The organism is Alicyclobacillus sp. CIJ1, from assembly GCF_057538885.1.
In genome coordinates, this window is sequence record NZ_BAAJPH010000063.1 from 50,162 (window position 1) to 71,837 (window position 21,676).

Sequence of the window (21,676 nt, forward strand, 5' to 3'; positions counted from 1 at the left end):
TGGCGCCTGCCACGCTCACTGGAAGAACCATCCGTGACTGAACAACCCTGCGCCGAGCGTCCCCACCGTGGCGAACGCCGAAAACACCATCCAATAGAGCGGCGCAGTGGGGCGCTGGACGAAGCTGCGGGCGATGCCGGCGGTCGCGGGATACGCGACGGCAGCGAAGCGGAGCGTGCTCTCGAGCGGATTGTGCGGCATGTTGGCGCAAAGATCGATGACTGCCAAGCCCCACATCCACAGACCGCTTTCCAGACTATCGATGATTCTGCCATCTTGGGGCGCCAAAAGAAAGCGATCTCGCCAGATGGCCAGTCCGCCTTGCACGCAGAGGAGTCCTACGACGAATACGGTGACGAGGCCCACCGAGGTGAACGCGCGCTCGGCCAGGGCGTCCCGCACGTTGACAAATGGCCAAGTCCAATGGCGGTGCCAGCTCGATTCGGCTGCGAAGATTGCGAATGGCGTGCCAAATCGGTGCCACATATAGAGCGCATAGGCTGCGGGCGTGATGCAGAAGGAGGCCGTGAAGCCCATGGCCGCGAGGAAGCGGCGGAATCTGACCAGTCTCAGGACAAACAGAATGGCGAATGCGCCGAGATCGTGAAAGGATGGGGCGAGGAAGGCGCCGAGGCAGGCCGCGGCCAGGCGCCGCCTGTCCCGTGGGCGCTGAAGGCCCCAGAGGATGACAAGAAATGCCGTCAACGTGTACGTCTCGGTATAAAGCGAACTGAAGATGATGGCGCACGGGTTGGCGGCGAGCAGCATGGCCGCTGGAAACCCCGCGCCCTTCCATTCTTGCTCCGCGATGGTGTAGGCGAGCACGAGATCCAGAAGAAACAGCAGATTGGTGAGCACCCACGCGCCTTCGATGCCGAGCGCGTGAACGAGGATGGGCAGCCCGGGCAGGAAGGCGGCCGCTTTGTCGTAGGGGACGAAGGGCACGGAGTTCCCCGTCGGGATGAACGTCTTCTGCACGGTCAAGGGAAACACGTACCCGTAGCGGCCGATGTCCACGAACCACTGGCTGTCCCACTGGACGAAGTTGTCGAGCCACGTGCCAGTGACGGCGAGCCTGGCCGGCGCGTCGCCAATCGGGCCGAGGAGCCCAATGAGCACAATAATCCAGTGCGTCGCCCAAGCGGTGAGGACCTGCCGGACGAGGGGGACGCGAGAGAGCCGCTCTTGAACGTTCAATGAAACTTCGCTCCCGTCTGTGTGCTTTGCGCGCGAAGTTTTGCGCGGGAATTCCGACTGTGGTATACATAGAAATCGGAAAAGGATAGGGTTTGTCCTACCCGTCTATTCATTCTCTGACACCAGGCCGGAATTCCTGCTTGGGATCCCCGGGTGTCCCAAGGCGCCCCAAGCGGGTGCTCCGTCATGCCCAGTGCGCGTGGAAGAGGGGTTCACAATGGCGAACGAACAACCTGGATCATTGCAGACGTTCTGGCATCAGTTCTCAGGGCCGAACTTGGCCTACCTGCTTGAGCAGTATGAGCAGTATCTCGCGGATCCCAACGCCGTGCCGGAGGACGTGCGCAGCTTATTCGCGCAATACGGGGATCCGGCTCAGGCGGTATCTGCTTCACCGATAGAGACACAACCGGTGTTCGGACCTCAGGTTTCCGCTTTGTCGCCTCGCACGCTGGAGGCCGCGGCAAAGGCCTACCAGCTGGCGCAAGCCATCCGCGCGAACGGCCATCTTGCGGCGGATACGGATCCGCTGTTTGCTCCCGAAGGTTCTCCCGAACTGGAGCCGTCGACGTACGGCCTTGTGGAAGCCGATCTCGCCTCTCTACCCGCTTCAGTGGTGGGAGGCCCCATCGCGCAAACCGCGCCTAACGCACTCGCGGCCATCGAGGCGTTGCGGAAGGCGTATTGCAGTGACCTCGGCTACGAGTTTGCCCATCTTTCGAGCCGCGAAGAACGGGCGTGGTTCGAGGATCAGATTGAAAATCGGCGTTTCCATCAGCCGCTCACGCTGGACGAAGCGAAGGCGCTTTACGAGTTGCTGGCGCGCACGCAGCTCTTCGAGCGGTTCATGCACAAGCGCTTCGTAGGCCAGAAGCGGTTCTCGGTCGAAGGTGTCGACGCGCTCGTTCCCATGGTGGATGCGCTTGCGAAGATGGCAGTAGACGCCGGTTTCGATCACGTCTTCATCGGCATGGCACACCGCGGCCGATTGAACGTCCTCGCTCACGTGCTGAAGAAGCCCTACGAGCGCATCTTCTCCGAGTTCCATGCCGGCAATGGCATGGCTTCGGACGAGGAACTCGCGGAGTACATGCTCGGCTGGGGCGGCGATGTGAAGTACCACATGGGCTGGACGCGCACTTTCGAGACTGCGAACGGCCGAAAGGCGCGGTATGTGTTGTCGAACAATCCAAGCCACCTGGAATTCGTCGATCCCGTCGTCGAAGGCATGACGCGCGCGGCGCAGGACGACCGCACGCGTCCCGGGCAGCCCATCCAGGACGTGCACAAGGCGTTTCCCATCCTGGTTCACGGGGACGCCGCGTTCACTGGCGAGGGTGTCGTGGCTGAGACGCTCAACTTCTCGAAGATCCCCGGCTATTACACCGGCGGAACGGTTCACATCATCGCCAATAACCACCTCGGTTTCACCGCGGACCCGGAGCAGGGCCGGTCGACGCGTTACGCGAGCGACATCGCCAAAGGCTACGATCTGCCGGTGGTTCACGTCTCCGCGGACAATCCGGAAGCCTGCCTGCGTGCGGTACGCCTCGCCTTCCTGTATCGCGAGACGTTCCAGAAGGACATCGTCATTGACCTCGTCGGGTATCGCCGTTGGGGCCACAACGAGTCGGACGATCCCGCGATGACGCAGCCGGTGATGTACGCGAAAATCGCGTCCCATCCGACTGTGATGGAAATCTACGCAAACGATCTCGTCTCGCGGGGCGCGTTCACGGCAGCGGATCTACAGAAAATCGACCAGGCCATCGACGAGGAATTGCTGCAGGCCTACAAGAAATACCCGGAGATCCACACGCCTGCGGCCATCACGGACTTCTCGGAGCCCACGGAGGACGCAAGTCCCGTACCTCTGGAGGAACTGAAGGAGATCAACCGGGCTCTCCTGGAGACGCCGCCCGACTTTACCGTGTACCCGAAGCTGAAGCGCATCCTGGAGCGGCGCCGAGACGCGCTCGACGGAGGCGACATCGACTGGGCGCACGCCGAAGCCTTGGCGTTTGGAACCATCCTGCGATCCGGCACGCCCATCCGCATGTCCGGCCAGGATTCGGAGCGCGGAACGTTTGGTCAGCGCCACCTCGTGCTCCACGACGCGAACACCAATGCTCGCTACGCTCCGCTCCAGCATCTGCCGGGAGCCAAGGCGAGCTTCGTCGTGTACAACAGTCCGCTCTCGGAGACGGCCGTGATCGGATTCGAATACGGCTATTCGGTGGAAGCCAAGGACGCGCTCGTGTTGTGGGAAGCGCAGTACGGCGACTTCGCCAACGTCGGTCAGCCCCTCTTTGACAACTTCATCGTGGCCGCGCGGTCGAAGTGGGGGGAGACCTCTGGGCTGGTGCTGCTTTTGCCGCACGGGTTCGAGGGGCAAGCGCACGAGCATTCGAGTGGCCGCGTGGAGCGCTTCCTGCAGCTCGCCGCTCGCAACAACATCGTCGTGGCGAACGTGACGACCTCCGCGCAGTACTTCCATCTGCTGCGGCGCCAGGCGGCACGGCTCAAAAACCCGCGTCCGCTCGTCATCATGACGCCGAAGAGCTTGCTCAGGAACCCGCTTGCGGCCTCGAAGCCGGAAGATCTGACCAATGGCCGGTTCCAGCCGGTTCTGCACTTCGCCAAGACCGGGGAGGGCGCGCAGGCGGTTCGCCGCCTGATTCTCTCGAGTGGCAAGGTGGGCGTCGATCTCGCCGCGGAGATGTCCAAGCGGGGCGAGGAGGCGTGCGCGCACGTGGCTACCGCGCGCGTTGAGCAGTTGTACCCGTTCCCGGCGGATCGCGTGAAGGACGTGATCGCGTCGTATCCCAACCTGCAAGAGGTGGTGTGGCTCCAGGAGGAGCCCGAGAACCAGGGGCCGTGGAACTTCATGCGGCCGAGGTTGCAGGAACTTCTTCCGGCGTCGGTGAAACTCCGTTATATCGGCCGTCCCGAGCAGGGCTTCGTGGCGGAAGGATCGCCGGACGTGCACAACCGCGTACAAGCTGAAATTTTGGCGCAGGCGTTGGCAAACGATATCCACTAAGGGCGCATGCCGAATACGGGGAGGAAGCCATTGTGGCAGAGGTCAAGGTTCCATCGCTAGGCGAGTCGATTGTGGAAGCGACGATTGGACAGTGGCTCAAGCGCGAAGGGGATGCGGTTGAGTCGGGCGAGGCTATCGCGGAACTGGAGACGGACAAGGTCAACGTGGAGGTCATTGCGGAGGAGTCGGGTGTCCTGGCGCAGATCCTCAAGCAGGTCGGGGATACCGTGGCGATAGGGGATGTCATTGCTGTGATTGCGGAGGGCCAGGCGCCGTCTGCGCCTGCCTCGGAGTCGGCTCCGGCAGCGCAGGCGCAGGAGGTCAAGCCGTCGGCGCCGAGCGCTCCGCAGGTGCAACCACAGGCGCCGTCCGCGTCATCTGCGCCATCCTCGCCGCAGGTCTCGGCGCAGCCTCAGGTCTCCGTGCCGGGCGAACTTCTGGTGCGCCCGACGCCGTCGCTGCGGCGGGCTGCGGCCGCGCAGGGGATTGATCTCCGCCAGGTGCAGGCCGGCGCTTTGGGCCTGGGCGCCCAACCATCGGCCCCTGCGGCGCCTCAGGTGCCTTCCGCTCCGAGCGCTCAGCCCGCGACACCGTCGGCGCTGCGCCCGGATGAGGAACGGATCAGGATGTCGCGTCGCCGCGCGACTATCGCGAAGCGCCTGGTGGAGGCGCAGCACACCGCGGCCATGCTGACGACGTTCAACGAAGTGGACATGAGCCGGGTCATCGAAATCCGCAAGCGGCGCAAGGACGCGTTCCGGGAGAAGTACGGCGTGGGGCTTGGCTACATGTCGTTCTTCACGAAGGCGGTCGTGGGCGCGCTGAAGCAGTTCCCGCTCCTGAACGCGGAGATTCAGGGCGAGGACATGATTGTGAAACACCACTACGACATTGGCATCGCGGTGGCGACGGAGGGCGGCCTCGTCGTGCCGGTGGTTCGGAACGCGGATCGCCTGACGTTTGCCGAGATCGAGCAGCAGATTGCCGATCTCGCCGCGCGCGCTCGCGCGAACAAGCTGACGCTCGAGGAGTTGCAGGGTGGGACCTTCACCATCACGAACGGCGGCACGTTTGGCTCGCTGTTCTCGACGCCGATTCTGAACGCGCCCCAGGTCGGCATCCTTGGGATGCACAACATCGTAGAGCGCCCGGTGGCGGTGAATGGGCAGGTGGAGATCCGCCCGATGATGTATATCGCGCTTTCGTACGATCACCGCATTGTCGACGGGGCCGAGGCTGTGAGCTTCTTGGTGACCGTGAAGCGGCTGATCGAGGATCCCGAGTCCCTGTTGCTCGAAGGCTGACATGCCAACCTGGACGGCGGGGGCGGCTCAGGCCGCACCCCGCCGTTTCTATGGCGCCTCCAAGGATGCCGCGCATTCGCGAATCGCGCGCCGATGATTTATACTCTATACGGATTGTCGAAATCCGTTGAATGGCGCGGAAACCGCTTGATTTCGGCGCGGAGGTGTCGCAGCGCCGAAGGTCGGACAGTTTGGTTTGCGCGGCGCGTCATGGCGCGCTCGCATCAGCATAAGGATGGGATCGACATGGACGGAAAGACGAGATCGGATGTCGCTCTGATTGGTGGCGGCATCATGAGTGCCACGCTGGGTACCTTGTTTCGACAGCTTGCGCCTGAATGGACCATCACCGTGTTCGAACGCCTGGACGAGGTGGCTGTGGAAAGTTCCAACGAGTGGAACAACGCGGGTACAGGCCACTCTGCGCTCTGCGAGCTGAACTACACCGTCGAAAAGCCAGATGGAAGCATCGACATCTCCAAGGCCATTCAGGTGAACGAGCAGTTCCTCGTTTCTCGCCAATTTTGGTCGTTCCTCGTGCGACAGGGCATCATCGAACATCCGAGAGATTTTATCGTGCCTGTGCCGCACATGAGCTTCGTGCAGGGCGAGACCAACGTGGCGTTTTTGAAGAAACGGCATCAGTTGTTGTCTCAGCACCCGCTTTTCCAGGGGATGGAATACTCCGAGGATCCCGAGCGGCTCCGGGAATGGATTCCGCTGATGATGAAGGATCGGAAGCTGGACCGCCCGATTGCCGCTACGTGGATTGCGTCCGGAACGGACGTGAACTTCGGCGCGCTCACCCGAATGCTGTTCCACTACCTGGAGCGCGAAGGCGTAGACGTGCAGTGCGGGAAAGAGGTCCAGGACCTGAAGCGCACGCGCGATGGCATGTGGCAGCTCCGCGTGCGCGATGTCAAGACCGGCACCACCTATGAGCACGTGTCGAAGTTCGTCTTCGTCGGGGCCGGGGGATGGAGTCTACTGCTTCTGCAGAAATCCGGAATTGAAGAGGGGAAGGGCATCGGTGGTTTCCCAGTGAGCGGCCTTTTCATGGTCTGCGAGAATCCCGAGATTGTCCGCCAGCATCGCGCCAAGGTGTATGGCAAGGCTCCTGTGGGCGCGCCCCCCATGTCCGTGCCACATCTGGACTCTCGCGTCATCGGCGGTCGGGAGTACGTGTTGTTTGGACCGTTTGCCGGGTTTTCGCCGCGCTTCTTGAAGACGGGCTCCATGCTCGACCTGTTCAAGTCGGTCAAGCTTCACAATTTGTCGACGCTGCTCGCCGCGGGCGCGAAGAACGCTTCGCTGACGCTGTATCTCATCCGACAGCTTATGCTGACGAAAAAGCAGCGCATGGACGAGCTGCGCGAGTTCGTGCCCACGGCGCGCGATGAGGATTGGCGCCTCGTCGTCGCGGGGCAGCGCGTTCAGGTCATCAAGCGCCATCCGCGCGGCGAGCTTCAGTTCGGCACCGAGGTCGTGAGCGCGAAGGACGGGTCCATCGCAGCGCTGCTCGGCGCGTCGCCGGGCGCTTCCGTCGTCGTGTCGATTATGTTGGAGGTCATTCGCAAGTGTTTCCCGGACCGGCTGCCGGAGTGGGAGAACAAAATCCGCGAAATGATCCCGTCGTACGGCGTCACGCTGCGCGACAGGCCCGATTTGATGCGCTCCATCCAGGCCGAAACGGCCGAGGTCCTGGGGCTCCATCAGATGGAGGCTCGGACGGACGCGTGATCCATGCTCAAGGAGGGCGCGCCAGCATGTCTGGCGCGTCCTTTGTGATCGGGCGGGAAGGCGTGTTGTCTTGAAAATCAAGCGTCTGTTACACTAGGCGTATCCAGCCGAGACGGCGAAGAGGAGGTCGCGCATGGAGTTTCAGCGGAGTGGCATTAGTCTGATTTACCGACTGGAAATCGCCAACAAAGGCAACACGTTTGCGAAGGTGGCGAGCTTGGTCGGGAACGCCGGCGGCGATATCGCGGCGGTGGACGTGATCCGCGTGACGCAGGACGTGGTGGTGCGAGACGTGACCATCAACGTGGCGAGTCGCGAACATGGCCGCCAGATCGCCGAGTTGCTCGACGCGGAGCCGGGGATCCACGTGGTGGCGGTGTCCGACCGGACCTTCCTCGTTCACTTGGGTGGAAAGCTCGAAGTCGTGCCGAAGATCCAGGTGAAGAACCGCGAGGATCTTTCGCGCGTGTACACACCGCATGTAGCGCGGGTGTGCGAGGCGATTCACGAGGATCCCTCTAAGGCGTTTCAGCTCACCATCAAGCGCAACACGGTGGCCGTCGTCTCGGACGGCACGGCGGTGCTGGGCCTCGGGGACATCGGCCCGTATGCGGCCATGCCGGTGATGGAAGGCAAGGCCATGTTGTTCAAACAGTTTGCGGGTGTGGACGCGTTCCCCATCTGCCTCGACACGAAGGATCCAGACGAAATCGTCGAGACGGTGAAGCGCATCGCGCCAGCGTTTGGCGGCATCAATCTGGAGGATATCTCGTCTCCGCGATGTTTCTATATCGAGGAGCGTCTGAAACAGGAGCTCGATATCCCCGTCTTCCACGACGACCAGCACGGGACGGCAGTCGTCATGTTGGCTGGTCTGATGAACGCGGCGAAGCTCGTCGGGAAGAAGCTCGAGGACATGAAGGTCGTGATCGTCGGCATCGGCGCCGCGGGTGTGGCCTGCACCAAGATGCTTTTGTCCGCAGGGGTGAAGAACATCATCGGCGTCACGCTCGAGGGCATTCTGCACCGCGGAAAGCAGTACGACAACGAGATCTGGAACTGGTACAAGGAGCACACGAATCCAGACAACATCACGGGCACCCTGGACGACGCCATCGTGGGCGCGGACGTGTTCATCGGCGTGTCGGGACCTGGCGTGCTGACGGTTGATCACATCAAGAAGATGGCGCCGGATCCGATTGTCTTCGCGATGGCCAACCCGACGCCGGAGATCGAGCCGGAACTAGCGGCGCCGCACGTGCGCGTGCTCGCCACGGGTCGATCCGACTACCCCAATCAGATCAACAACCTTCTCTGCTTCCCGGGCATGTTCAAGGGGGCGTTGGCGGCGCGCGCGTCGACCATCAACGAGGAGATGAAGCTCGCAGCCGCACAGGCCATCGCGTCCATCATCCGCGAGAACGAGTTGCGCGAGGACTACATTATTCCGTCTGTCTTTAACCAAGCGGTTGTTCAACGAGTCGCGGACGCGGTAGCCGAGGCCGCACGCCGTACGGGCGTGGCGCGGCGCGAAGTCATGCCGAAGGACAACTATTGATTCCTTCCAGCATCGAGCGGACGGAGCCTGTCGAGAGACGAACGGGCGCGAGCGGGGTGCGAGAGCCCCGCTCGTCGTGCTTTCGGAGATGTGTGCGGCTGAACGCAGGCGTGCTAGAATCGATGAAAATGCCAACGTTTGACGTGTAGGAGCGAAGATGAACATGGAATTCGAAGCAGAGTTGGTGTCGCGGTTCTTTGCTGCCTTGGGAAAACCCTGCGCGTGGATCTCGTGGACACCGTCGCTCCCCAACGCGCCTCTTGGCGAATGGGTGGAAGGTCCGGAGGGCGCGCTCTACTTGCGCGTCGGGGACCGTCTCGGCGTCGACGGAACGCCGCTCGCGCCCGGCGAACGGGCGTTTTTGACCTGGGTGCTGTCTTCGTCTCGTGGGCAAGGGGATGCCGAGCCCGTGGCACGCCTTCGCCAATGCGCCGCGGAGGATCTCGTCGCAGCCGCCGCAGGGCTGGCGTGTGCCGAGCCGATTGCGCAGGTCGCCGCATCCTTGTCTCTCTCCGCGTGCCCGGCTCACCTCGTGGCCATCGAGTGGACGACTCGCGTCGGCGGCGCAGCGGAGCACCGCGAGAGCGCCGAAATGGTGAAGAAGGTCACCGAGGCGTACGTCGAGGTCGAGGCTTGGCACCTGTCTTCCCACCTCTCGCTGGCCATCGCTTCGGTTCCACGAGCCGCGCTTCGCCACGCCTGGCTGTCCCTTGGGCACGCGGAGATGGACGTCCGCGGAATTTCGGCGCTGGCGGAACAAATCGCGAGCGCGTTGCGAAGTGAGGCGATGGTTGACGCGCGCGTGGCCGTCTCGGGCGTCATTCGGACACCGCAGGAGGCAGCGGCCGGCGTGGCGACGCTCGAGCTAGCGCGGCGAGAGGCGGTCCGGCGAAACACGGAGGCCGCAGTGTTTGGCGACGACCCTGTGCGGATGGCCCTTCTGTGGCTGGACGAGCCGTCGAGAAGGGCTTTTTTGCGCGCTGTGTCGGCCATTTCGGAGGAAGAAATGCAGGACTGGCCCGCAGGCTGGGGTGAGATCGCCGAGGCGATGGTGCGATCCAATCTGAACATCAGCGAAGCGGCGAGATCGCTCTATATGCACCGGAACACGCTGCTCGCGCGAATCGAGAAACTGCGGGATGTGTCGGGGTTCGACGTTCGCCGGGGCACCGATGCGTTCGCGCTCTTGGCCGCGGCGACCCTTCTTCGGGGGCAATCTGCACTCGAATAGGCCAAGGGTCTGTACAAGTTGCACATGGCCATCGTGAAAGCGTTTTGCTACGCTCGGGGTGAGCATTCTGACAGGGAGTTGATAGCGTGGCTCGCGTGTTGCTCGAGCACATCTACAAGACCTATCCTGGCCAGACGGAGCCGACGGTGAAGGACTTCAATCTCGACATTCAGGACAAAGAATTCACCGTGTTCGTCGGCCCCTCCGGCTGCGGCAAGACGACGACACTTCGCATGATTGCTGGACTCGAGGACATCACGGAGGGAAACCTGTACATCGGCGATCGCCTCGTGAACGACGTGCCGCCGAAGGACCGGGACATCGCGATGGTGTTCCAAAACTACGCGCTCTATCCGCATATGACGGTGTATCAGAACATGGCGTTCGGCCTGAAGCTGCGCAAGGTGCCGAAGGCCGAGATCGACCGGCGGGTGCAGGAGGCGGCGAAGATCCTCGACATTGCGCACCTGCTCGACCGAAAACCGAAGGCGCTCTCCGGCGGTCAGCGCCAGCGCGTGGCGTTGGGTCGTGCCATCGTGCGCGAGCCGCAGGTGTTCCTGATGGATGAGCCGCTGTCGAACCTGGACGCCAAGTTGCGCGTGCAGATGCGCGCGGAGATCCGGAAGCTCCATCAGCGCTTGCAAACGACTGTGATTTACGTTACACATGATCAGACGGAAGCCATGACGATGGGCGACCGCATCGTGGTCATGCGCGATGGCGTGATCCAGCAGGCGGATACGCCGCAGGTCGTGTATTCGCAGCCCAAGAACATGTTCGTCGCCGGCTTTATCGGTTCGCCTGCCATGAACTTCATTCGCGGCGAGATCGTGCAGGACGGGGATGCGTTCTACTTCCGCGCGCCTTCCATTTCGCTGCGCTTGCCGGAGGGCCGTTACGGCGTGTTGAAGGCGTCGGGGGCCATCGGCAAGCCCGTCGTGCTCGGCGTGCGGCCGGAAGACCTGCACGATGAGGAAGTGTTCATGACGACCTACCCCGACTCCGTGCTGCAGATGCAGGTGGAAGTCGTGGAACACATGGGGTCGGAGGTGTATCTGCATACGAGCATCGGGCCGAACACGATCGTCGCGCGCGTGAACCCGCGCCACGTCTACCACGTCGGAAGCTCGGTCAAGCTCGCGGTTGACTTGAACAAGATTCATATCTTCGACGCGGAGACGGAGGAGTCCATCGGCTTCGCCGCAGGTCCTGCGGGTGAACGTCAAGAAGCTTTGGTGTGATGTCGAGGTGTTGATGACATGGTGGAAAAGGTTCTGACCGTCAATCTTCCCCAGGGGCTCGCGGCGCGGCCAGCGGCGGAGTTTGTCAAGCGGGCGTCGTCGTTTTCTAGCCAGATTCGGATTGGGAAAAACGGACATTTCGTGGACGCGAAGAGCGTCCTGGGGGTGATGTCCATGGCCATCGCTCGTGGGGAATCGGTCACCTTGCAGGCTGAGGGGAGCGACGCAGAGCGGGCTGTGGAGACCCTCGCGGAATTGCTGTCGCGCGATACGTTCGAGTGAACGCCTTGACGGATCCGAGCCCGGCGCCACCTGGCGTCGGGCTCGCATCGCGTGAGGCGGTGGAGAAGGAAATTCAGCGGTCATCCCGAATAGGTGGAGAGGGTTCGACGGTACGCCGGGCATGGGTCCGGCGGCGTCGACGATTCGTTCGGTTGGAGGTCCGCCATGTCCACCTATGACGACATCCCAGCGCGCGCAGACACGCGCCTTCGCAAGCTCGGTCAGCGGTTTGTGGATCTGTTACCGACGCTCAGCATTCGTCAGAAGTTCCTCGTCCATACCGGCCTCGTAACTCTTCTTCTCGTCGCTCTCGGCGTCGTGAACGGCATCCTGGTCAGCCAACTGCACCAGTCGGTTCGAAAGCTGGAGCAGGCGGACACGGTGCTGAACCTCATTCGGCAGTTTGATGATGACATCGTGACCGCGGACAACGATGCGGCGCTCTACCTCCTCACGCCGAATGGCGACAACGCGCAGTTCAACCTTCAGGATTACCAGAACGATCTCGCCCGCGTGCAACAGGATCTGAGCGTTTTGCAGCGTGAGCCGGTCAATGCGACCGACAAGGCCATCCTCGACCTATTCCAGTCGGAGTGGCAGCAGATCTTGGATCAAAATGAGACCGCTTTCCGCCTGGCGTCGACAAGCCTGTCCGACGCGCAGGCGATGTTCACCAACAACACGCTGCAGCCCTTGATCCAGAGTCTGTCGGAATTCACGCAGGACGAGCAGGCGCTCAAAAATGCGGCCGCCGAGAACGTCAATCGCCTGCTCGTGCAAACCTTTGTCTGGAGTACCGTCGTGGCGCTGGTCGCCATCGCCATAGGTCTCGCCGGCAGTGCGACGCTCGCCATCACGATATCGGGCCCCATCGTGCGGCTCCGCCAGATGGCGCTCAAAGTGTCGCAGGGCGACCTGCGCGTCCGGCCCGTCGAAGCGCGCACACGCGATGAGATCGAAGATCTCGCGCGCGTCTGGAACGACCTCGTCGGCAATCTCAGGGCGCTCATCGGCGCCATCGCGGGCGCTTCTGAACACGTGGCGACGAGCGCCGAAGAGTTATCGGCGAGTTCCGACGAACTGATGCGCGCGACGGCCGAGATCGCGCGGTCCATCGAGCAGGTGGCGGCTGGCGCCGAGGAACAGATGAAACAGATTGAGGACACGTCAAACGCCGTGTCCCAGGTGCAAGCCGAGATCGGCAAGGTGTCGCGCCTTGCAGAAGGTCTGCATCAGACCGCCGAGCGGACCGATGGCGAAGCGGAGGCGGGAACGCAGGTCATGGACGCGATGGCGCGCCAGATGGAGGCCATCCGGCAACGCGCCGCCGATGCTGCGGAGGTCATGCGTAAGACGGCGGAGGCTTCGGAAAGCGTTCGGCAGATTGTTGCGGCCATCATGCACATCGCCGACGAGACCAACCTCTTGGCGCTGAACGCGGCCATCGAGGCCGCCCGCGCGGGCGATCACGGCCGCGGGTTTGCCGTCGTAGCCGAGGAGGTCAGGAGCCTGTCCAAGGCGTCCGCCGACGCGGCGCGCGAGATTCACGGCATTGTCGATCGCGTCGTTCGCTCCATGAACGAGGTGGCCCAATCCATTCAGGCGGTCACCGCGGAAGTGGACGCCGGCGCGTCCGTTGCCGACGAGACGAAGCGGACGTTCGCGCGAATCAGGACCTCCATGGCGGAAGTGGCATCAGGCGTCGAAGAGGTTGCAGAAGCCACCAAAACCATCGTCGCCCAGGCGGATCACATGTCGAGCGACATGGCCGTGGTGGTGGAACTGGCGCAACAGGCCGCCCGCGAGTCGGAGAGCGTGGTGGCCGCTTCTCAGCAACAGGCGAGTTCGATGCAGGAAATTGCATCCACTGCTGCATCGCTCAGTTCTCGAGCACAGGATCTGCAATCTCTCATCGGCCGTTTTCTGATCTAGGCCGAAGTTTCTCAGTTTTGGGACGAGCGTTCGTTGCGCGAAGCTTCGCCCCGTTGTAACCTGATACGGAGACCGATAGAGAAAACCGACACTCGGAGTGGAGAGGACAGGAGGGTATCTCGTTGGCGAACGACGCACCCTTGCACCGGGACATACGCGTCCTCGGGGATTTGTTGGGAGAAGTGCTGGTCGAGCAGTGCGGCCGGCGCGTCTTCGATCACGTCGAATCCATTCGCCTCGCGGCCAAGGCCTTTCGCGCCGACCCGTCGCCCGAAACGCGCGCGGCGCTGCAGGCAGCCGTGTCCGCCGTCGAGCCCGAGCACCGGAATGACGTGATTCACGCGTTTTCGGTCTACTTTCAGCTGGTCAACCTGGCGGAACAGAATCACAGACTCCGCCGGCACCGCGACTACGACCGCTCGCAACAGGTGTTGCGCGGTTCCTTTCGCGAAGCCATGCGCACGCTAGCTCATCGCGGCATGACCGCCGACGACATCGAGGCGCTGCTTCAGGAAGTCGGGATTGAGCTCGTGCTCACCGCGCACCCCACGGAGGCGCTGCGCCGCACGGTACTCGATAAACACACGAAGATCGCGGCATTCCTCGAGGAAATGGACGATCCGCGCAAGACGCCGAGAGAGCTCGACGTGCTCCGCGAACGAATTCGCACGGAGATTGTCGCGTTGTGGCAGACGCGATCCGTCCGTAAGCAGCGCATCACCGTCCTGGATGAGGTCCGAAACGGGCTCTACTTTCTGGACCAGATCCTGTTTGACGTTCTTCCTCGCGTCCATCAGAAGCTCGAACAGGCGGTCGAGGAACAATTCGGCCGTCAGTTGCTCGAATTGCCGCCGTTGATTCGCTTCGGTTCGTGGATGGGGGGCGATCGCGACGGCAATCCGAACGTCACGTCCGACATCACCTGGCAGACCCTCGTCCTCCATTGCGATCTCGCCCTCAACAAATATGAGCAAAAGTTGCGAGAACTCGGGCGCGATCTTAGTGTGTCCGTGGACCGGGCGGGCGCGGATGAGGATCTCCTGGCTTCCCTGGGGCACGAAAACGACGAGCCATACCGCGCGCTCATCAACCGGATGTTGGAACGAATTTCCAACACGCGGAAGCGACTGCACGGGGAACGGGTGGACGGTCCCGATTACGCGTCCCCCGACGAAATGATGGAGGACGTGGAGCGGATGGCGAGATCGCTCGCGCATCACCGGGGCCAGCGCATGGTGGATGCCTGGTTGCGCCCGTTCTTGCTGCAGCTTCGCATCTTCGGTTTTCACATGGTGACGCTCGACATTCGCCAACACTCCGGCGTCCATGAGCAGGCGGTGGCGGAACTCTTGCAGACGGCGGGCCTCGTGGACGACTACGCATCACTCGGCGAGGAAGAGCGCGTGCGCATCCTGTCTGAATGCCTCGCGTCGCCGCGCCCCATTCGCAATCCGTATCACGTGTACTCCGACCTCACCACGGAGGCGCTCGCGGTTTTCGATTGCGTGCGGCGAGGGCACGAGACCTTCGGGCCTCGCTGCGTGCAGGACTATCTCATCTCCATGACGCAAGGCGCGAGCGATTTGCTCGAGGTGTTACTCTTGGCGAAGGAGTCCGGTCTGTTCGGCTGGCCGGACGGGCCGAAGGCGCCGCCTAAGAGCGACCTCAACGTCGTCCCGCTGTTTGAGACCATCGAAGATCTGGAGTCGGCGGCGGGCATCATGCAGTCGCTCTTTGAAAACCCCGTGTATCGGCGGCACCTGGAGATGCGCGGTTGGCAGCAGGAGATCATGCTCGGATATTCCGACAGCAACAAGGACGGCGGGTATCTCACCGCCAACTGGTCGCTGTACATGGCCCAGAAGCACCTCATTCGCCTGGCGGAAGCGTACGGCGTGCGCATCAAGTTCTTCCACGGCCGGGGCGGCGCGCTGGGGCGAGGGGGCGGCCCCGTGGAACAGAGCATCCTCGCCCAGCCCACGGAGGCGCTTCGAGGCCACGTGAAGATCACGGAGCAGGGCGAGGTCATCTCGCAGCGGTACGGGCATCCCGGCATCGCCGAGCGCTCGCTCGAGTCGTCGGCGGCGGCCGTGCTGGTGGGCGCGACGCGAGAGGACACGGAGGAGTGGGCGGAGCGCCACCCGAGGTGGTTCGCGCTGATGGACCGAGCATCGGAAATCAGCTTTCGCGCCTATCGGAAGCTGGTGTTCGAGCATCCCGCATTTCTCGAGTACTTCCATCGCGCGACGCCCATTGACGAGATTGGCAGGATGAACATTGGGTCGAGGCCGTCGCGGCGCTCGCAGTCGGCGCGCATCGAGGACCTCCGGGCCATCCCATGGGTCTTCTCGTGGACGCAGAGCCGCCACCTGTTGCCCGCGTGGTACGGCTTCGGGAGCGCGATGGAGGCCGTGATGCGGGAAGATCCCCACGCGCTCGACGATCTGCGGCGCATGTACGAGGTGTGGCCGTTCTTTCGCACGCTGGTCGATAATCTGCAGATGGCGCTTGCGAAGGCGGACATGCTCGTGGCACGGGAATATGCGCAGTTGGCTGGGGCGGCGGGAGAGGCCATTTTCCCGCTGGTTGAAGAGGAGTACGCGCGGACGGAGCGAGCCGTACTCGACATCACGGGCTATCGGCAGCTTCTCGACAACAGGCCGGTGATCCGGGACTCGATTTCGCTTCGCAATCCGTACGTCGATCCCCTGTCATTTTTCCAGGTGCGCCTCTTGGCCGAGCTGCGCAGGGATGACCTTTCGCCCGAAGAGCGAGAGGCGGAACTGGCCGATGCGCTCCAGACCATTAACGGCATCGCCGCGGGACTGCGGAATACCGGCTGAGTGGGCGAGGCGGTACCGCACTCGAGCGCAGTTCATTGCGCAAATCGCGATCGTCGTCTACCATGAAGGTGTCCTCGTTGGGGGTGTTGGCCATTCAAAAGATAGGCGTTTTGACGAGCGGGGGCGACGCGCCTGGCATGAACGCGGCCATCCGCGCCGTGGTCCGCACGGCCATCTACCACGGCTTGGAGGTCGTCGGCATTCGCAGGGGATACGCGGGCTTGTTGGACGGAGATTTTCGTCCGATGCCCATCGAATCCGTCGGCGACATCATTCAGCGCGGCGGAACGTGCCTGTTTACGGCGCGTTGCAAAGAGTTCATGACCGAGGAAGGGCAGCGGCGCGGATATGAGCGGCTCGTCGAGGCCGGGATCGAAGGTCTCGTCGTTCTCGGGGGAGACGGATCGTTTCGAGGCGCCAAGCGTCTGAGCGAATTGGGCATTCCGACGGTCGGCGTGCCCTGTACCATCGACAACGACATCGGCGCGTGCGACGCGAACATCGGCTTCGACACAGCGGTGCAGACGGTCATTCAGGCCATCGATAAAATTCGCGACACGGCCACGTCGCACGAGCGGACGTACGTCATCGAGGTCATGGGCCGGCACGCCGGGCATATCGCGCTGGCAGCCGGGCTCGCGGGCGGCGCCGAGAGCGTGCTGATTCCCGAGGTTCCATTCAACCTCGAGGATGTGGTGGCGAAGCTGCAGCGCGGTGTGGCCCGGGGCAAGAAACACTCCATTATCGTGGTCGCGGAAGGCGCGGCGCGCGCCGTGGACGTCGGCCATTATATCGAGGAAAAGACCGGGTTTGACACGCGCGTGACTGTGCTCGGGCACGTGCAGCGGGGTGGCGCGCCGTCCGCGTCGGATCGCGTCCTTGCAAGCCGCTTGGGCGCTTTCGCAGTCGAACTCCTCCTCAAAGGCGAGACCGCGGTCATGGCCGCCACGCAGAACGGGGCGCTCGTGGCGGTGCCGTTTGACGAGGTGTTCGCGTCCGTGCGCCAGCCTGCGCAGGAGCTTTGCGAGCTGGCCGAGATTCTATCTAACTAAGCGGGATGGCCCAATGGGCATCCAACCAACGCCAGGGGGTCGATTGCGTGATTGAAAAAATTCGCGAGTATCTGGGCGCTGAAGCGGACTATCTATTGAATCACGAGTGCAAGACGATTCCGAAGGAGCGGCTGACACCGCCGTCGCCGACCGTGGTGGACGACGTGTTCCTGTATTCGAACCGCAACAATCAGGTCCTTCGTTCCTTGCAGTGGTTGCTCTCCTCCGGGCGGCTCGCCGGCACGGGCTACGTGTCCATTCTGCCGGTGGATCAGGGCATCGAACATTCGGCGGGCGCCTCGTTTGCCAAGAATCCGGACTACTTCGATCCGGAAAACATCGTCAAGCTCGCCATTGAGGGCGGTTGTAACGCCGTGGCGTCCACGCTCGGCGTGCTGGGCTTGACCAGCCGCAAATACGCCCATAAAATTCCTTATATTGTTAAACTCAATCACAACGAGCTGCTGACCTATCCGAACAAGTACGATCAGATCATGTTTGCGTCGGTCAAGCAGGCGTGGAATCTCGGCGCCGCGGGCGTGGGGGCCACCATTTACTTCGGCTCGCCCGAGTCGACGCGCCAGATCCAGGAGGTCAGCGAGGCGTTCCAGCTGGCGCACGAGCTGGGCATGTTCACGGTGCTCTGGTGTTATCTCCGCAATCCCGCGTTTGTCAAAGACGGCGTCGATTATCACACGGCGGCTGACCTGACGGGCCAGGCCAACCACCTGGGCGTGACCATCGAAGCGGACATTGTGAAGCAGAAGCTTCCCGAGGTGAACGGTGGCTATCAGGCGCTGAATATGGGCCAGTCGAGCTACGGCAAGATCGACAAGCGCGTGTACACGGAACTCACGAGCGACCATCCCATCGATCTCGCGCGCTATCAGGTGGCGAACGGCTACATGGGCAAGATTGGCCTCATCAGCTCCGGCGGCGCCTCGGGGGAAAACGACTTCGCCGAGGCCGTGCGCACGGCCGTCATCAACAAGCGCGCGGGCGGCATGGGGCTCATTTCCGGACGCAAGGCGTTCCAGCGCCCGATGGCGGAAGGCGTGAAGCTGCTGAATCTCATTCAGGACGTGTATCTGTGCAAGGACGTCACCCTTGCCTGATGCAGCGAGCGCGAGGAGGATGGGTATGGCGCAGCCGCGCGTCGGCGTGATCATGGGCAGCCAGAGCGACTGGGAGACGATGCGCCACGCGTGCGCCGTGTTGGACGAGCTCGGGATTCCGCACGAGCGCAAGGTGGTCTCGGCGCACAGGACGCCGGATTTCATGTTCGAGTATGCGGCTTCCGCGCGAGAGCGCGGCATTCAGGTCATCATCGCCGGAGCGGGTGGCGCCGCTCACTTGCCCGGCATGGTGGCGTCCAAGACGACGTTGCCCGTCATCGGCGTGCCTGTGCAGACGTCGGCGCTCGGCGGCCTCGACTCTCTCCTGTCCATCGTGCAGATGCCCGGTGGCGTGCCGGTGGCCACCATGGCCATCGGCCGCGCAGGGGCCATCAACGCGGGGCTCATGGCGGCGCGCATTCTCGCGGTGACGGATGCCGAGATCGCCGCTCGATTGGAAGCGCGGCAGCAGTCCATCCGAGATCAGGTGCTTCAGGGGGGCGATCCGGGTGCCGAAGCGACCGAAACTCGCTGACGCCGTCCTGCCGCCAGCCACCATCGGCATTCTCGGCGGAGGACAGCTGGGCCGCATGATGGCCCTCGCCGGGCGGCACATGGGGTACCGCTTTCGCGTGTTGGATCCCACGCCGGACGCGCCCGCGGCCCAGGTCGCGGACGGTCAGGTGGTGGCGGCGTACGACGACGTGGACGCCGCGCGGAGGCTCGCATCGCAGTGCCATCTCGTCACGTACGAGTTTGAAAACGTGAGCGCCGCAGTCGCCGCCGCGCTGGCGGAGACCTGCGACGTGCCGCAGGGCAGCGAGCTGTTGGCGATTTGTCAGCACCGCGTGCGAGAAAAATCGACCCTTGCGCAGCACGGCCTTCCGGTCACGCCCTTTGCGCCCATTTCTTCGATGGGCGATCTCGACGGGGCGTTCGAGCGATTCGGCGGGCGGATGGTGGTCAAAACGTGTCGGGGCGGGTACGACGGCAAGGGCCAGTGGATGGTCCGGTCGCGAGAAGACCTGGAGAGGTACGCGCGGGACTGGGCTCAGGCCATCGACCACCACCGAGCCGCGGGTTTTGACGACCAGCCGCTGATCGCGGAGGCGTATGTGCCGTTCGAGGGCGAGCTGTCCGTCATTGTTGCGCGCAACCGGCGCGGCGAGGTTCGGGCCTTTCCGCCGGCCGAGAACATTCACAAGCGGCATATCCTGCACATGTCCATCGTTCCGGCCCGGTATCCGAAGGACGTGATCGCGCGCGCGGAGGACGTCGCTCGGCAGGTGGCGGAGGCGCTCGGCGTCGTTGGCCTGATTGCAGTGGAGATGTTCGTGGCTCAGGGCGGGGAGATCCTCATTAACGAACTCGCGCCTCGCCCGCACAACTCGGGTCACTACACGCTCGATGCGTGCGCGACGAGTCAGTTTGAGCAGCATGTCCGCGCGATATGTAACCTCCCGCTCGGAGACGTGACCCTGTATTCGCCGGTGGTGATGGTCAACGTTCTCGGCCAACATGTGGAACCTCTGCTCGCGCAGATGAGCGACCTTCCGTCCTATGTGAAGGTGCATCTGTACGGCAAGGCGGAGGCGAAGCGGGATCGGAAAATGGGCCACGTGAATATCGTGGTGGATGAGGTGGCGCGGGCGCTTCAGTGGGTCGAGTCGTCCGGCGTGTGGGCCGACGTGTGAGGAGCGCCAAGGGGAGCGGGTGCGCTTCCCTTGGCGGCCGGATGAGCCTCAATACACGACAGCCGGAGCCGTGCTGGTGGTGGTTGCCACGGCGCCGTAAGCGGGAACGAGCAGGAAGAAGAGCACGAAGATGATCAGAAACACTACTGCCCACTGCGTGTAACCGCCGAAGATCCCGTACATGCGCATGCGCCTCCTTTGAACGTTGGCGGCTGCCCCAAGGCGGGCGGCCGGTCAATGTTACGATATGGCTGGGTAGAAAAAATCACCACGGCGTTCACCCAGATGGCGCGGAGCAATTCGTCGCACAGGCGAGTTGCTTCTTTGTGTTGTGAGGTCAGGCGGCTCGATGAGCGGCGTGAGGAGGATGACGGGTTGAGCGACACTTGGACACATCAGTTGGGGGCCATCCGCGAGCAGGCCATGGCGTCTCTGGCGCTGGCTTCGGACTCGAAGGCGCTGAGCGACTGGCGGGTGGAGGTCCTTGGCAAGAAGAGCGCGCTTGGCCAGATGTCGAAAGCGATGGGGAGCCTTGCGCCCGAGGAACGGCGCGCGCTCGGTGAAGCGCTGAATCGCGTGCGCCAGGAGCTCGAACAGGCGTGGCGCGCCCGGCAGGCCGAAGTGGAAGCCAAGGAGAAGGCCCTGCGACTCGAGCGCGAACGGATCGACGTCACCCTGCCGGGGCGAGTCGTGCCGCTCGGCGCGATGCACCCCATTTCCCGCGTGATCGACGAGATCGAGGACATCTTCACGAGCCTCGGATTCTCCGTCGTCGAGGGTCCCGAGGTCGAGACCGACCACTACAACTTTGAACTGCTCAACATTCCGAAAGATCACCCGGCGCGCGACATGCAGGACACGTTTTATCTGACGGAGGAATGGCTGCTTCGGACGCACACGTCTCCCATGCAAGTTCGGACCATGGAACGCATGTGGGGGCGGACGCCCATTCGCGTCATCGTGCCGGGCCGCGTCTATCGCCGCGACGAGGACGATGCGACGCATTCGCACCAGTTCACGCAGATCGAGGGTCTCGTCGTGGACGAGGGCATCCGCATGTCCGATCTGAAGGGCACACTCGAGGCGTTCGCCAAAGCGCTGTTTGGCCCGTCCCAACGCGTTCGCCTGCGCCCGAGCTACTTCCCGTTCACCGAGCCAAGCTGCGAGGTCGATCTCGTCTGCGTCTCGTGTGGAGGCGAAGGATGCCGGATGTGCAAGGGGACCGGGTGGATTGAAATTCTCGGCGCAGGCATGGTGCACCCGCGGGTGCTCGACATGTCGGGGTACGACAGCGCGCGCTACACCGGTTTCGCCTTTGGCCTCGGTGCCGAGCGCATCGCCATGCTGCGGTACGGCATTTCCGACATCCGCATGCTGTACCAGAACGACCTGCGTTTCTTACGACAGTTCCGTCACGCCTGACGCGTGCCGATAAGGGAGTGGC

Annotated in this window: 16 protein-coding genes; 14 read left to right on the forward strand and 2 right to left on the reverse strand. The window is 63.0% G+C overall.

Features of this window, described 5'->3' with window-relative positions; all coding sequences use genetic code 11:
• Positions 1-15 precede the first annotated feature (15 nt).
• The gene (locus tag AC27E8_RS01715; protein WP_487099529.1) at positions 16-1,197 is read right to left on the reverse strand and encodes a mannosyltransferase family protein; all 1,182 of its coding nucleotides are present in this window, start codon (positions 1,195-1,197) and stop codon (positions 16-18) included.
• A gap of 217 nt (positions 1,198-1,414) precedes the next feature.
• Here AC27E8_RS01715 and AC27E8_RS01720 point away from each other — a divergent pair, with 217 nt between their 5' ends.
• The 13 genes from AC27E8_RS01720 to purK all read left to right on the forward strand — a co-directional run bounded on the left by AC27E8_RS01720 (position 1,415) and on the right by purK (position 20,232).
• On the forward strand, positions 1,415-4,240 hold the full coding sequence (locus AC27E8_RS01720) for a 2-oxoglutarate dehydrogenase E1 component (protein WP_487099528.1): 2,826 nt from the start codon (positions 1,415-1,417) through the stop codon (positions 4,238-4,240).
• Between the two features lie 32 nt (positions 4,241-4,272).
• Positions 4,273-5,544: a 2-oxoglutarate dehydrogenase complex dihydrolipoyllysine-residue succinyltransferase gene (gene odhB, locus AC27E8_RS01725; RefSeq protein ID WP_487099527.1), complete on the forward strand. Its 1,272-nt coding sequence runs from the start codon at positions 4,273-4,275 to the stop codon at positions 5,542-5,544.
• A 246-nt stretch (positions 5,545-5,790) separates the two neighbouring features.
• Positions 5,791-7,284 carry a malate dehydrogenase (quinone) gene (gene mqo / locus AC27E8_RS01730; RefSeq protein ID WP_041695334.1) on the forward strand — a complete coding sequence of 498 codons (1,494 nt, stop codon included), beginning with the start codon at positions 5,791-5,793 and terminating at the stop codon, positions 7,282-7,284.
• Positions 7,285-7,417: 133 nt separating this feature from the next.
• On the forward strand, positions 7,418-8,842 hold the full coding sequence (locus tag AC27E8_RS01735; RefSeq protein WP_014465007.1) for an NAD-dependent malic enzyme: 1,425 nt from the start codon (positions 7,418-7,420) through the stop codon (positions 8,840-8,842).
• Positions 8,843-9,005: 163 nt separating this feature from the next.
• Positions 9,006-10,073 (forward strand): helix-turn-helix domain-containing protein, encoded by a 1,068-nt coding sequence (locus tag AC27E8_RS01740; protein ID WP_487099526.1) that lies wholly within the window; start codon positions 9,006-9,008, stop codon positions 10,071-10,073.
• A gap of 86 nt (positions 10,074-10,159) precedes the next feature.
• Entirely contained in the window at positions 10,160-11,314 is a 1,155-nt protein-coding gene (locus AC27E8_RS01745; protein WP_487099525.1) for an ABC transporter ATP-binding protein, read from the forward strand.
• Positions 11,315-11,332: 18 nt separating this feature from the next.
• The gene (locus AC27E8_RS01750; RefSeq protein WP_012811408.1) at positions 11,333-11,596 is read left to right on the forward strand and encodes an HPr family phosphocarrier protein; all 264 of its coding nucleotides are present in this window, start codon (positions 11,333-11,335) and stop codon (positions 11,594-11,596) included.
• 165 nt (positions 11,597-11,761) lie between these two features.
• Complete coding sequence (locus AC27E8_RS01755; RefSeq protein ID WP_487099524.1) at positions 11,762-13,528, forward strand: methyl-accepting chemotaxis protein; 1,767 nt, start codon at positions 11,762-11,764, stop codon at positions 13,526-13,528.
• A 122-nt stretch (positions 13,529-13,650) separates the two neighbouring features.
• On the forward strand, positions 13,651-16,371 hold the full coding sequence (gene ppc, locus AC27E8_RS01760) for a phosphoenolpyruvate carboxylase (RefSeq protein WP_487099523.1): 2,721 nt from the start codon (positions 13,651-13,653) through the stop codon (positions 16,369-16,371).
• 92 nt (positions 16,372-16,463) lie between these two features.
• On the forward strand, positions 16,464-17,423 hold the full coding sequence (pfkA, locus tag AC27E8_RS01765) for a 6-phosphofructokinase (RefSeq protein ID WP_041695846.1): 960 nt from the start codon (positions 16,464-16,466) through the stop codon (positions 17,421-17,423).
• 47 nt (positions 17,424-17,470) lie between these two features.
• The gene (locus AC27E8_RS01770) at positions 17,471-18,538 is read left to right on the forward strand and encodes a class I fructose-bisphosphate aldolase (RefSeq protein WP_487099522.1); all 1,068 of its coding nucleotides are present in this window, start codon (positions 17,471-17,473) and stop codon (positions 18,536-18,538) included.
• Between the two features lie 25 nt (positions 18,539-18,563).
• Positions 18,564-19,073 (forward strand): 5-(carboxyamino)imidazole ribonucleotide mutase, encoded by a 510-nt coding sequence (gene purE, locus AC27E8_RS01775; RefSeq protein ID WP_487099521.1) that lies wholly within the window; start codon positions 18,564-18,566, stop codon positions 19,071-19,073.
• Entirely contained in the window at positions 19,048-20,232 is a 1,185-nt protein-coding gene (gene purK, locus AC27E8_RS01780; protein ID WP_487099520.1) for a 5-(carboxyamino)imidazole ribonucleotide synthase, read from the forward strand. Before purE ends, purK begins: the two co-directional genes overlap by 26 nt.
• 48 nt (positions 20,233-20,280) lie before the next feature.
• Here purK and AC27E8_RS01785 read toward each other — a convergent pair whose 3' ends face one another.
• On the reverse strand, positions 20,281-20,415 hold the full coding sequence (locus AC27E8_RS01785; RefSeq protein WP_008337629.1) for a hypothetical protein: 135 nt from the start codon (positions 20,413-20,415) through the stop codon (positions 20,281-20,283).
• A gap of 240 nt (positions 20,416-20,655) precedes the next feature.
• Here AC27E8_RS01785 and pheS point away from each other — a divergent pair, with 240 nt between their 5' ends.
• The gene (pheS, locus tag AC27E8_RS01790; protein WP_487099582.1) at positions 20,656-21,654 is read left to right on the forward strand and encodes a phenylalanine--tRNA ligase subunit alpha; all 999 of its coding nucleotides are present in this window, start codon (positions 20,656-20,658) and stop codon (positions 21,652-21,654) included.
• Positions 21,655-21,676 lie beyond the last annotated feature (22 nt).

What these genes read in the sequence shown, in the direction of transcription:
- mqo (WP_041695334.1), top strand. Translation starts at nt 5,791, where the DNA reads ATGGACGGAAAGACGAGATCGGATGTCGCTCTGATTGGTGGCGGCATC.
- purE (WP_487099521.1), top strand. Translation starts at nt 18,564, where the DNA reads ATGGCGCAGCCGCGCGTCGGCGTGATCATGGGCAGCCAGAGCGACTGG.
- AC27E8_RS01785 (WP_008337629.1), bottom strand. Translation starts at nt 20,415, where the DNA reads ATGTACGGGATCTTCGGCGGTTACACGCAGTGGGCAGTAGTGTTTCTG.
- AC27E8_RS01755 (WP_487099524.1), top strand. Translation starts at nt 11,762, where the DNA reads ATGTCCACCTATGACGACATCCCAGCGCGCGCAGACACGCGCCTTCGC.
- AC27E8_RS01750 (WP_012811408.1), top strand. Translation starts at nt 11,333, where the DNA reads ATGGTGGAAAAGGTTCTGACCGTCAATCTTCCCCAGGGGCTCGCGGCG.
- pheS (WP_487099582.1), top strand. Translation starts at nt 20,656, where the DNA reads ATGGCGTCTCTGGCGCTGGCTTCGGACTCGAAGGCGCTGAGCGACTGG.
- AC27E8_RS01740 (WP_487099526.1), top strand. Translation starts at nt 9,006, where the DNA reads ATGGAATTCGAAGCAGAGTTGGTGTCGCGGTTCTTTGCTGCCTTGGGA.
- AC27E8_RS01720 (WP_487099528.1), top strand. Translation starts at nt 1,415, where the DNA reads ATGGCGAACGAACAACCTGGATCATTGCAGACGTTCTGGCATCAGTTC.
- AC27E8_RS01735 (WP_014465007.1), top strand. Translation starts at nt 7,418, where the DNA reads ATGGAGTTTCAGCGGAGTGGCATTAGTCTGATTTACCGACTGGAAATC.